This is a genomic window from Vibrio sp. D173a (assembly GCF_030248475.1).
The window spans coordinates 1-12052 of sequence record NZ_JAHGAH010000133.1 but is presented as its reverse complement, the minus strand read 5'-3'; the positions used below and the strand labels follow the sequence as shown (position 1 = coordinate 12052).

The 12052-nt window shown below is 46.5% G+C and carries 11 protein-coding genes; 10 read left to right on the top strand and 1 reads right to left on the bottom strand.

From position 1 onward, the window contains the following. Positions 1-80: 80 nt before the first annotated feature. Entirely contained in the window at positions 81-1673 is a 1593-nt protein-coding gene (locus KIV40_RS14740; RefSeq protein WP_005427581.1) for an ABC-F family ATPase, read from the top strand. A gap of 282 nt (positions 1674-1955) precedes the next feature. On the opposite strand, the gene KIV40_RS14735 is transcribed toward KIV40_RS14740, so the two are convergent. Next, positions 1956-2780 carry a formate dehydrogenase accessory sulfurtransferase FdhD gene (locus KIV40_RS14735; RefSeq protein ID WP_005427802.1) on the bottom strand — a complete coding sequence of 275 codons (825 nt, stop codon included), beginning with the start codon at positions 2778-2780 and terminating at the stop codon, positions 1956-1958. Positions 2781-3101: 321 nt separating this feature from the next. On the opposite strand from KIV40_RS14735, the gene KIV40_RS14730 reads away from it, so the two are divergent. The 9 genes from KIV40_RS14730 (at position 3102) to KIV40_RS14690 (ending at position 12007) form a co-directional block, all read left to right on the top strand. Continuing rightward, positions 3102-3554: a DUF3305 domain-containing protein gene (locus tag KIV40_RS14730; protein ID WP_045380459.1), complete on the top strand. Its 453-nt coding sequence runs from the start codon at positions 3102-3104 to the stop codon at positions 3552-3554. Beyond that, the gene (locus tag KIV40_RS14725; RefSeq protein WP_285349930.1) at positions 3544-4167 is read left to right on the top strand and encodes a DUF3306 domain-containing protein; all 624 of its coding nucleotides are present in this window, start codon (positions 3544-3546) and stop codon (positions 4165-4167) included. Before KIV40_RS14730 ends, KIV40_RS14725 begins: the two co-directional genes overlap by 11 nt. Before the next feature lie 310 nt (positions 4168-4477). Continuing rightward, the gene (locus KIV40_RS14720) at positions 4478-6139 is read left to right on the top strand and encodes a 4Fe-4S dicluster domain-containing protein (RefSeq protein WP_285349929.1); all 1662 of its coding nucleotides are present in this window, start codon (positions 4478-4480) and stop codon (positions 6137-6139) included. A gap of 9 nt (positions 6140-6148) precedes the next feature. Beyond that, on the top strand, positions 6149-6781 hold the full coding sequence (locus KIV40_RS14715; RefSeq protein ID WP_285349927.1) for a molecular chaperone: 633 nt from the start codon (positions 6149-6151) through the stop codon (positions 6779-6781). A gap of 73 nt (positions 6782-6854) precedes the next feature. Beyond that, a complete protein-coding gene (locus KIV40_RS14710; protein ID WP_005427585.1) occupies positions 6855-7055 on the top strand; it encodes a twin-arginine translocation signal domain-containing protein in 201 nt (66 codons plus the stop codon). Between the two features lie 10 nt (positions 7056-7065). Further along, positions 7066-9921, top strand: a complete 2856-nt coding sequence (locus KIV40_RS14705) for a formate dehydrogenase subunit alpha (protein ID WP_285349925.1) — start codon at positions 7066-7068, stop codon at positions 9919-9921. A gap of 11 nt (positions 9922-9932) precedes the next feature. Next, entirely contained in the window at positions 9933-10541 is a 609-nt protein-coding gene (gene fdh3B / locus KIV40_RS14700; RefSeq protein WP_005427693.1) for a formate dehydrogenase FDH3 subunit beta, read from the top strand. Positions 10542-10554: 13 nt separating this feature from the next. After that, positions 10555-11607 carry a formate dehydrogenase subunit gamma gene (locus tag KIV40_RS14695; protein ID WP_285349923.1) on the top strand — a complete coding sequence of 351 codons (1053 nt, stop codon included), beginning with the start codon at positions 10555-10557 and terminating at the stop codon, positions 11605-11607. After that, complete coding sequence (locus tag KIV40_RS14690) at positions 11591-12007, top strand: membrane protein (RefSeq protein ID WP_009706096.1); 417 nt, start codon at positions 11591-11593, stop codon at positions 12005-12007. The genes KIV40_RS14695 and KIV40_RS14690 overlap by 17 nt, the downstream gene beginning before the upstream one ends. The last annotated feature ends 45 nt before the right edge of the window (positions 12008-12052 follow it).

The following is a 12052-nucleotide window of genomic DNA, read 5'->3' as shown; positions in this document are numbered from 1 at the left end:
ACAAAACTTGAAGTGTGTAGCCTTAAGCAGTAACGTTGCGCGGTTTTTCCTAATAAACTTGAATTGCTAAGGTAAAGGTTTTGATTTCCACAGCGAATATTACTCAACAATTTGGCGCTAAGCCGCTATTTGAAAACATCTCAGTTAAGTTCGGCGAAGGTAACCGCTACGGCTTAATCGGGGCTAACGGTTGTGGTAAATCAACCTTTATGAAAATCCTGAGTGGTGAGCTTGAACAAACAAGCGGTAACGTAAGCTACGATCCAAACGAGCGCGTTGCAAAACTGAATCAGGACCAGTTCGCGTACGAAGAATTCACTGTAATCGATACAGTAATCATGGGTCATAAAGAGCTATGGGAAGTGAAGCAAGAGCGTGACCGCATCTACTCACTTGCTGAAATGAGCGAAGAAGACGGCATGAAAGTGGCTGACCTAGAAGTTCAGTTCGCGGAAATGGACGGTTACATGGCAGAAGCGAAAGCGGGTGAGCTTCTTCTTGCTGTGGGTATCCCAATGGAGCAACACTTCGGTCTAATGAGTGAAGTTGCACCAGGTTGGAAACTTCGTGTGCTTCTAGCACAAGTTCTATTCGCAGACCCAGACGTAATGCTCCTTGACGAACCAACCAACAACTTGGATATGGACACTATCCGTTGGTTGGAAGACACGCTAAACGCGCGTAACTGCACAATGATCATCATTTCGCACGACCGTCACTTCCTAAACTCAGTATGTACGCACATGGCTGACTTGGATTACGGTGAGCTACGTGTTTACCCGGGCAACTACGACGAGTACATGACTGCGGCTTCTCAAGCTCGTGAGCGTCTACTAAACGACAACGCGAAGAAGAAAGCACAAATCGCTGAGCTGCAAACGTTCGTTGCACGTTTCTCTGCAAACGCATCGAAAGCAAAACAAGCAACTTCACGTGCGAAGCAAATCGACAAGATCAAACTGGACGAAGTAAAAGCGTCTAGCCGTCAAAACCCATTCATTCGTTTTGAACAGTCTAAAGAGCTATTCCGTAACGCTCTGATTGTTGAAAACCTAAGCCAAGGTTTTGAAGACGACCTGTTTGCTAACTTCAATGCAATTTTTGAAGTCGGTGAGCGCGTTGCAATCATCGGTGAGAACGGTGTGGGTAAAACAACCCTACTGAACACACTTGCTGGTGTACTAGAACCACGTACTGGCGAGTTCAAATGGTCTGAGAACGCGAATATCGGTTACTACGCGCAAGACCACGCACACGACTTCGAAGAAGACCTAAACCTAACTGATTGGATGGGTCAATGGCGTCAAGAAGGCGATGACGAGCAAGTGGTTCGCAGTTTCCTAGGTCGTATGCTGTTTGGTCAAGATGACATTAAGAAGTCAGTAAAAGTACTGTCTGGTGGTGAGCAAGGTCGTATGCTGCTTGGTAAGCTAATGATGCACAAACCAAACATGCTGCTGATGGACGAACCAACCAACCACATGGACATGGAATCGATCGAATCATTGAACACGGCACTAGAGCAGTACAAAGGCACATTGTTCTTCGTATCGCACGACCGTGTATTCGTAGACTCGCTAGCAACACGTATCATCGAAATCCGCGATGGTAAAATCACAGACTTCAAAGGCACTTACTCAGAGTTCCTAAAATCTCGCGGCATTGAAGGTTAATCCTTCTTCCGAATAAAGAAAAAGACCTCATCGCGAGGTCTTTTTTTATGTCTATTCATTGTGAGCTAATTCTTTGATAGCGCTAGGTTGTGGCGTTCAATCCTTAAATTGCCTCATTAGATAAGCATAAATCCCAACGAGCCCGAAGGTAATGATCATCGAAACGATGATGCCGCTTGGGGTGAGGAGATAATTCCACAGCTGATCGTTGTTCATAGTTCACATCCTTTGTGAATCCACATGATAGTTTAAGTCTAACTCATCTGACGACTTAGTGAGAGGTTATTGATTTCCTTTCACGTCAAAATCAATCTTCTCTGCACCGGTAAAGACTTGGAAGCGTAGGCCTTTCGCACGAGCGATAGTCGTAATGCCAAACTTTTTCGCCAGATCCAAACCCATTTGAGTTACCCCTGAGCGAGAAAGCAAAACAGGGATACCCATCTGCGCCACTTTAATCACCATCTCTGATGTAAGGCGGCCCGTTGTGTAGAAAATTTTATCTTCCCCTGTCTCTTGGTTAAGCCACATTTCACCAGCTAGCGTATCAACCGCGTTGTGACGACCAACATCTTCCACAAAAGACAGCACTTCATTGCCTTTACATACCGCACAGCCATGCACCGCACCTGCTTTTTTGTAGGTATCGTTGTAGTGCGTCAATGCTTCAAGCGCCGCGTAGATTTCAGATTGCTTCAAAGGTACTTGTGGCACTTGGTAATCTTCAAGCTGCTTCATCACGTTGCCGTACATAGTGCCTTGACCACAACCTGAGGTAACCGTCTTCTTCTTCAACGCGCCTTCTAGGTGCTCAGTATTTTCTTTGGTAATAACCGCAGCTGAGTGGGTTTCCCAATCAATAATGACTGATTCAATCGCTTCAGGATCAGACAAGAAGCTCTGGTTCTTCAAATAACCCAACACAAGCGCTTCAGGGCGAGAGCCAAGCGTCATTAGCGTAACGACTTCCTTCCAGTTCAACATCACTGTAAGAGGGCGCTCACAGGCGATTTGCTTAGTCAGCTTCTCACCGTATTCGTCAAACACTTCTACTTCGATGGTCTGTAGGGGATTTTCACTGGTTTTAATAATGTTTGGTTTTACCACAGTCATGTCCTAATGAATGAGAGAGCCGATACACGCTCTCATTTATGGGTCTATTCGTCTTAACTCTGCTTACAAAGCAATTCTCATTCCAAAATAGCCGTTATGCGAGAAATTGCGAGGCTTTAGGTCAATTCAATGCAAAAACCGCGATATCGCAGTAATGACACAGATATCAGTTTGCGTATCGACTAGTTTTGATCTTGGGGAGAATTTGAGTTTGATTTGGCGCGTTTATTGCTTTGTACCGCTAAAATGGTTGAAAGCAAAGTACAAAATGTCCTTTTCTGTCTTAAAGCCAACATAGAACAAATTGGGTGAGTTATGTCGGATAAGAAACAGTTCGAGAAAAATGAAGATTCATGGCCAATAGGCGTGGATCTTGTACAACATGAGATCAGTACTGGTATTTGGGTTACAACCCAATGGCAACTGACGGGATTTGAAATTAACCCAACCGAAGACACTCAACACGTGTGCTTGTTGCAGCTGCACAAAGACGAGCGCACCGATTACCGCTTTAACCTGAGCTCGCAACAGCCAAAGCTTTTCTTGGTAATGGACAATCTTGATTCTAGTGATACGCCGACGATTCAATTGCTTACGGCGTCTCAAACCGTCGCTGCGCAATATATGGATGGCGATAACCTAGTATTATCAAATGATATGCCGTTAGCCGTTCAAGCTTGGATGGAAGCCTTTATTGGGCGTCACGGTGAGTTGTTAGAAGTAAGACGTAAGAAACGCAAAGGAGCGGGCAGAGCAAATGGCAACTAGTTTTTTTAGCCGTTGGTCGAAACGTAAGTTAGAAGAAACGACAAACGAGCCTACAGACACGAAGGTTGTGGACTCTGTTGAATCTACTGAACCAGAAACCGCGCAAGCTCATGAAGAATTAAGCACTGAAGCGCAAACATTGGCTACCGAAGCTTCTGCCATAGAGACTGAATCTCAAGAGACATCCAGTGAAACTACTGCTCCTGAAGAGATGTCTGTAGCGCAGTTATTGGTGTCTGAGGCTTCAGAGAGCGTTAAGAAAGCCGCATTGCGTAAGATGTTCTTATCAGAAGAGTTTAACGTTCGTGATGGCTTGGATGATTACGATGATGATTACAGTAACCTCAAGTCCCTTTCTGAAGGGGTGGCTGAAACACTTCGTGATTGGGTGAAAGAGAAAACGGAAGAAGAACCAGCAGAAGAAACGACACAATCAACTGAATCTCGTGAAGAAAGTGATATTGAATCGGCTGATGTAGAACTTGCTGACGGTGCCGAAATTCCCGAAGAACAAAAGGAACTGGATATAAATACAGTGTCTGGTGAAAGTGATAATCTAGAGACAAAATTAGCCTCAGAAGAGGTGGGACAAAATATACCACACAAAGAATAGGTACATTTTGACTAAACACTCAATGAACCGGCTGAGACAAAATGTCCCAGTCGGTTTTTTTATCCCTACAATTTATAAGATAAATAGCTAACCTATTGAAAATTAGCTGATATTTAATTGGCACGACATTTGCTATTTGTTGATCATTACCATTCTTGTTGAAGTTAGATCATTTGCCTAACAGGCAGCGATAACAAGTATTGGACTACCTAAAAGGGGTAGTTACTGGCGAGTTAATCAGCAGAATCGCCTGCGCTAACTACAATGAAAGATGGAAGAAACTATCCATGCGGATAAATGGAACTGAGCAATGTTGAAACAACTATTAGAACAAGCAACTTCCAACAACGGTAAGGCGCGTCTGTATGCGTTTGAGAATACCGTAGAGTTGACCAATCTTATTCCACCAACGGTGAGCTACGAGAGTGGCGGTAATACACTGATTGTTGGACCGACTGCCATCATTGAGAGTGCAGCCGCGCAGCTATCTCAAATGAATAGCCTGACACTTCTTTCTACAGACGGAGAGAAAGGTACCAATCCAGAACTGTACTTTGCAAACTCAGTTCAGGTTTCTGGTTTCCTAGGTACGTTTGAAGTGCTTATCGAAAATAACGGTCTAACAAGCAACCTAGCAAAAGTCGCTATCAATAGTGATTGTTTCGATGTTGTTCTCGATCTTTGTCTAAGCAGCTGTATGTCAGAAGAGGTTCCGGTTCCGGGTTACTACCCAGTGGGACGCGGTTATCCAAAACTGGCTGAAGCGCTAGAAGAGATCCCAACATTAATGGGGACGTTTGATAAGCCAAAATTCTTCCGTCTGGATACTGACCTATGTGCGCACAGTTCTCGTGGCGTAAAAGGTTGTGAGCGTTGTGTAGATGCTTGTCCTGCTGGCGCATTATCAAGTGAAGGCAGCGATAAAACCGGTCATCGCATCGAGATTAACCCATACCTATGTCAGGGCGTGGGCACTTGTGCAACGGCTTGTCCGACAGAAGCGATTCATTACGCGCTACCTAATCCTGAAGATACGCAAAAATTCATTGAACGCACGCTAGCGAACTACGAGCAAGCGGGCGGTCTGGATCCTATCGTTCTTATCTGTAGCTCTCGTCACGAGACTTACAATGTGATGGCACTGAAAGCGCTACCAGATAACGTGATTCCAATTGTGGTTGAAGAGCTGCCTTCTATCGGTATCGATACATGGTTCGCCGCGCTAGTTAATGGCGCGACGCAAGTGCTATTTGCGGCTTCTCGCTTTATGCCACAGACCATTATTCGTGTCTTGAACAACGAAGTGGGTATCGCGCAAGAGCTATTGGATCAACTTGGTATCGCAAAAGAGACCATCGATATCCTTTACTTGGAATCGCTTCGTGAAGGTCCTCCAACACTATGTACAGATTCATTCGACCTTGCCCTTGGCGACCTTCAAGGTAACAAGCGTCAACGTCTGTTTACTGCGCTTGATGCAATGTCTTCTTCTCGTATTCCGGTTGAGAACATTGTTGAACTGCCAGCGAACGCGCCTTACGGCAATGTTTCTTGTGAGAGCAAAGATTGTACGTTGTGTATGAGCTGTGTGGCGGTTTGTCCAACGCGTGCACTTCATACCGATGGTGAATCTCCATCACTTAAATTCGTTGAGCAAGATTGTATTCAATGTGGTTTGTGTGAAAAGGCATGTCCAGAGAAAGTTCTGACTCTAACGCCACGCATGAACTGGGTGAAAGAAGAGCGCCAAAAAGCGGTTGTGATTCACGAAGAGAAAGCAGCGGAATGTGTTCGCTGTCATAAGCCATTCGCACCTCAGTCTATGATCGACATGCTACAAAACAAGTTACGCGGTCACTCTCATTTCTCCGATGAAGCGGCGATCAATCGTATCGCGATGTGTGAAGACTGCCGTGTGATCGACATGTTTGAGTCGATGGCAGAAAACCCAATGAAACAACTGAAATACTAGGAGCTCACAGTGGATACACAACGAGAACAAGAACAAACACTGAGAACAGAGATCTACTTGGTTTTGGCAGCGCTTTTCCGTAGCGCACCAAGTGAAGAGATGATCGAGTTCCTGACTTCTCTAGAAGTTGAACCATCAGAAAGCGCAATGCAAAAAGCGTGGATTGCACTTCAACAAGCGGCGAAAGATTCCAACCGTGAAGCGCTAGAAGATGAATACCAAGATCTTTTCATTGGTATCGGTCGTGGTGAAGTGATGCCGTTTGGCTCATGGCACATGACGGGTGCAATGATGGAAAAACCACTTGCTGAAATTCGTCACGATTTGGAACTGCTTGGTTTCGAGCGTGATGAGAATGTGAAAGAGCCGGAAGACCACATCGCGGCACTTTGCGAAGTGATGTCGATGCTAACGGGTGAAGAAGAAGATCTTCAACAAGCGGTGTTTAACAAACACATCGCACCTTGGTTTAACTCTTTCACTCAGCAACTAGAAAACGCAGAGAGCGCGAACTTTTATAAGCCAGCAGCTCAACTGTGTGAGGCGTTCTTAACACTGGAACAAGTGCGCTTTAGCGTGAACACCAAAAGCAGTAAGCACAAATTAAAAATTGATGTGAAAAACGTCACTGATTACGAGTAATCGAGCAGTACTTGGTCATATCGATAGAGGGGCAATAGCCTCCAAAGATCTACCGTAAGGTAAGGAAGCAATGATGAAAGATAATAAAGAAATAAACACAAGCCGTAGGGATCTCCTGAAAGGCTTAACGACTGCAGCCGTAGCTGGTGCGGTTGTCGCTGGAACAACAAAAGTGGCAAGCGCTTCAGAAACGGTTGAGCCTTCTGAAAAAGACGTGAAGAAGAAAGGGTATCGTGAAACTCAACACATTCGCGATTACTACGACACACTTTAGGAGATAACGGATGAAACTTGTCAAACGCTCCGACAGTGTGAGCAAAGAAACCAATCAGCTTGGCGTTTCTCGCCGTGCATTCATGAAAAACACCTCGCTTGCTGCTGGTGGTGCGGTTGTAGGTGCAAGTCTTTTTGCACCGGGCATGATGAAGAAAGCACAAGCTAAATCGGTGGATCCAGAATCGAAAACAGAAGTAAAACGTACTATCTGTTCTCACTGTTCTGTAGGTTGTGGTATTTACGCTGAAGTTCAAAACGGCGTGTGGACAGGTCAAGAGCCTGCATTCGATCACCCATTCAACGCTGGTGGACACTGTGCAAAAGGCGCAGCACTGCGCGAACACGGTCACGGTGAGCGTCGTCTGAAATACCCAATGAAGCTTGAAAACGGTAAGTGGAAGAAGCTTTCTTGGGATCAAGCGATCGAAGAAATCGGTAACAAGGTGATGGACATCCGCAAAGAGTCGGGTCCAGATTCGGTTTACTGGTTGGGTAGTGCGAAGCACAACAACGAACAAGCGTACATGTTCCGTAAGATGGCGTCGCTTTGGGGTACCAACAACGTTGACCACCAAGCGCGTATCTGTCACTCAACAACCGTAGCAGGTGTAGCAAACACTTGGGGTTACGGTGCGATGACCAACTCTTTCAATGACATGCACAACTGTAAGTCGATGCTGTTCATTGGTTCAAACCCTGCAGAAGCGCACCCTGTTGCGATGCAGCACATCCTAATCGCGAAAGAGAAGAACAACTGTAAGATTGTTGTTGCGGATCCTCGTCGTACTCGTACCGCTGCAAAATCGGATCACTACGTATCGCTCCGTCCAGGTTCTGATGTTGCGTTCATTTGGGGTGTGCTATGGCATGTCTTTGCGAACAACTGGGAAGACAAAGAGTTCATCCGTCAACGCGTATTCGGTATGGATGAAATCCGTGCAGAAGTAGCTAAATGGACACCAGCAGAAGTTGAGCGCGTAACTGGCGTTCCCGAGTCTGAAGTTTACCAAACAGCGAAACTGCTTTCTGAAAACCGTCCGGGTTGTATCGTTTGGTGTATGGGTGGTACTCAGCATACGACTGGTAACAACAACACACGTGCTTACTGTGTACTTGAGCTTGCGCTAGGTAACATCGGTAAATCGGGCGGCGGTGCAAACATCTTCCGTGGTCACGATAACGTACAGGGCGCAACTGACCTTGGCGTACTATCTGACACGCTACCAGGTTACTACGGCTTGTCAGAAGGTTCATGGCGTCACTGGTCAAAAGTGTGGGAAATCGATTACGAGTGGGTGAAAGGTCGTTTCGATGACAACGCTTACGGCGGTCAAAAACCAATGAACAGTGCAGGTATCCCTGTATCTCGTTGGGTGGATGGCGTTCTTGAAAACAAAGACAACATTCGTCAACGTGAAAACATCCGTGCAATGTTCTACTGGGGTCACGCAGTAAACTCTCAGACTCGTGGTCCTGAGATGAAGAAAGCGATGCAGAAGCTGGATATGATGGTTATTGTTGACCCATACCCAACAGTCGCAGCGGTAATGAACGATCGTACTGACGGCATTTACCTACTTCCTGCAACAACTCAGTTCGAAACACACGGCAGTGTGACAGCATCTAACCGCTCACTTCAGTGGCGTGATCAGGTTATCGAGCCATTGTTCGAATCTAAACCTGACCACGAAATCATGTACCTGCTAACTAAGAAGCTCGGTTATGAAGATCTGCTGTTCAAAAATATCCGTGTTGAGAACAACCAGCCAGTGATTGAAGACATCACTCGCGAATTCAACAAAGGCATGTGGACGATCGGTTACACAGGTCAAAGCCCAGAGCGTCTAAAAGCGCACCAACAAAACTGGCACACATTCCACAAGACATCTCTGGAAGCAGAGGGTGGTCCTGTGAATGGTGAGACTTACGGTCTACCTTGGCCATGTTGGGGTACGCCAGAGATGAAACACCCAGGCACACACATTCTGTATGATACGTCAAAGACAGTTGCAGAGGGTGGCGGTAACTTCCGTACGCGTTTCGGTGTTGAGTTTGAAGGTCAAAGCCTACTTGCTGAAGACAGCTACTCTAAAGGCTGTGAAATCAAAGACGGCTACCCAGAGTTCTCTGACAAGCTAATCAAACAGCTTGGTTGGTGGGACGACCTAACGGCTGAAGAAAAAGCAGCAGCGGAAGGTAAAAACTGGAAAACTGACCTGTCTGGCGGTATTCAACGCGTAGCAATCAAGCACGGTTGTATCCCGTTTGGTAACGCGAAAGCGCGTGCGATTGTTTGGACATTCCCAGACCGTGTACCGCTACACCGTGAGCCGCTATACACGCCACGTCGTGACCTTGTAACGGATTACCCAACTTGGGACGACAAAGAAGCAATCTTCCGCGTGCCAACGCTTTACAAGTCTATCCAGAAAGAAGACAAGTCTGGCGAATACCCAATCATCCTGACTTCTGGTCGCTTAGTTGAGTACGAAGGTGGTGGTGAAGAGACGCGTTCAAACCCATGGCTTGCTGAACTTCAACAAGAAATGTTCGTTGAAGTGAACCCGAAAGACGCAAACGATCTTGGCTTTAAAGATGGCGATGACGTTTGGGTTGAAGGTGCAGAAAAAGGCCGCATTAAGGTGAAAGCGATGGTCACTCGTCGTGTTAAACCGGGTCTGGCGTTCATTCCGTTCCACTTCGGCGGTAAGTTCGAAGGTGAAGACCTACGTCCTAAGTACCCAGAAGGTACGGACCCTTATGTTGTTGGTGAAGCAGCCAACACGGCAACCACTTACGGTTACGATCCTGTTACTTTGATGCAGGAAACTAAAGTAACCCTATGTAACATTCGTAAAGCGTAAGGAGTCTGACAATGGCACGAATGAAATTCCTATGTGACACCAAACGCTGTATCGAGTGTAACGGCTGTGTTACTGCATGTAAGAACGAAAACGATGATGCACTTGAGTGGGGTATTCAACGTCGTCGCGTGGTAACACTGAACGACGGTGAACCAGGTGAAAACTCAATCTCTGTTGCTTGTATGCACTGTACAGACGCGCCTTGTATGGCAGTTTGTCCAGCTGACTGTTTCGAGCACACAGAAGACGGCATCGTTCTTCACAACAAAGATCTTTGTATCGGTTGTGGTTACTGTCTGTTCGCTTGTCCATTCGGCGCGCCTCAGTTCCCGAAACAAGCATCTTTCGGTGAGCGTGGCAAAATGGACAAATGTACTTTCTGTGCAGGTGGTCCAAACACAGAACCAGGTTCTCTAGAAGAGCGTGAGAAGTACGGTGCGAACCGTATTGCTGAAGGTAAGCTACCTATGTGTGCGTCACTATGTTCAACAAAAGCACTGCTAGCGGGTGATGCAGAGAAAGTATCTGACATCTTCCGTCAACGTGTGGTTGAGCGCGGTGCGAAAAACGCAGGTTGGACAGACGGTAACGATCTTTCTTACGACGCAACCAAAAGCTAAGTTGGAGAGACACATGTTAAATACTCTTAAACGTGCGTCTCTTGTAATGCTGTCGATGATGACAGCATTACTGCTGACCTTTGCGATGCCAGCGTCTGCGCAAGAAGACACATCTCCAGTGGTACAACAGGAGATGACACAACTTGCAGGTGCAGACTTCTGGCGTCAGGTCAAAGAGGGGCAAGAAGGCTATACCACGTCGAAATCAGCGGAACACGGTGTGCTGATCAGTACTCCGGGTGAGACTTGGTACATTCTTAAAGAGAAATGGATGTCTCCTGCGGGCGCTGTCGCGATTTTCGGCAGTATCGCAATGGTTATCATGGCTTACGTATTCGTTGGTCCTCTGATGCTAAGCAAGCCACGTACTGGCAAGAAGATGAAACGCTGGTCTCGACTAGACCGCGCACTACACTGGAGCATGGCGTTTACCTTCTTAACGCTGGCATTCAGTGGTTTGATGCTGGTTTACGGTAAGCACTTCTTGAAGCCGTACGTGCCCACTGAGTTCTGGGGCTTCATCGTTATGTTGGCGAAGCAGTACCATAACTACATGGGTCCGCTGTTCTTCATCTTGCTGATGCTTGTTCTACTGAAGTGGTGGCGCAAATCTATCCCTAACATGACAGACATCCGTTGGTTCATGAAAATGGGCGGCATGGTTGGTAAGCATAAAGGTACGCACCCATCGGCAGGTTTCTCGAACGGTGGTGAAAAGGCGATCTACTGGTTGTTGATCTTCTTCGGTGCTATCGCTGCAGTGAGTGGCTTAATTCTGGATTTCCCAATTTTCGGCCAAACTCGTCGCGATATGGAATTGTCTAACCTTGTTCACGCAATTTCGGCACTGATTCTAATCTGCGGCTTCATCTTCCACATCTACATCGGTCTATTCGGTATGGAAGGTGCGTTAGAAGGTATGGTTACCGGTGAAGTTGATGAGACATGGGCGAAAGAGCACCACGATCTTTGGTATGAAGAAGTGAAATCCAAAGAAGCGATGGGCGAAACAGATACGGCAAACACGGAACCAAAAGGAGCGAAAGCGAATGAACAAACCTCATAACGGGATTTGGGTTGCGTACATCCTGAGTTGTTTGACCCCGTTTACGTTTTTGATCTCAGGCGTTATCGCAATCATTTACGCGGGCTACCGCTTGGATAAAGGCGAAGATAGTGATGTAGTGAACTCACATTACTACGGCTTGATTCGCACATTCTTCCTGTACTTCACCTTCTTTGTTGTATTGATCGTAACAGTGGCAACATCGAACGGTGTGTTGGTTGGTGTTAGTGACTATTGGGTACACAGCAGTTTGCTAGACACGGTAGCTTACTTTATTCCTTGGGTAGGTATGCTGTTCGCAACGCTTGCGATTCTAGTTTGGTTCCTACGTATGTACCAAGGTATGAACCAACTGCGTAACAATATGCCGCACAGACCGTCTACAGGTCCAAACCTGTAAACCGGAACCTTTGCTCAAAAGCCTCGCCATCGCGCTGTCTCTTAT

Excerpts from the sequence above, each read along its gene's own strand:
- KIV40_RS14730 (WP_045380459.1), top strand. The coding sequence starts at position 3,102 with ATGTCGGATAAGAAACAGTTCGAGAAAAATGAAGATTCATGGCCAATA.
- KIV40_RS14725 (WP_285349930.1), top strand. The coding sequence starts at position 3,544 with ATGGCAACTAGTTTTTTTAGCCGTTGGTCGAAACGTAAGTTAGAAGAA.
- KIV40_RS14720 (WP_285349929.1), top strand. The coding sequence starts at position 4,478 with ATGTTGAAACAACTATTAGAACAAGCAACTTCCAACAACGGTAAGGCG.
- KIV40_RS14710 (WP_005427585.1), top strand. The coding sequence starts at position 6,855 with ATGAAAGATAATAAAGAAATAAACACAAGCCGTAGGGATCTCCTGAAA.
- KIV40_RS14705 (WP_285349925.1), top strand. The coding sequence starts at position 7,066 with ATGAAACTTGTCAAACGCTCCGACAGTGTGAGCAAAGAAACCAATCAG.
- fdh3B (WP_005427693.1), top strand. The coding sequence starts at position 9,933 with ATGGCACGAATGAAATTCCTATGTGACACCAAACGCTGTATCGAGTGT.
- KIV40_RS14695 (WP_285349923.1), top strand. The coding sequence starts at position 10,555 with ATGTTAAATACTCTTAAACGTGCGTCTCTTGTAATGCTGTCGATGATG.
- KIV40_RS14690 (WP_009706096.1), top strand. The coding sequence starts at position 11,591 with ATGAACAAACCTCATAACGGGATTTGGGTTGCGTACATCCTGAGTTGT.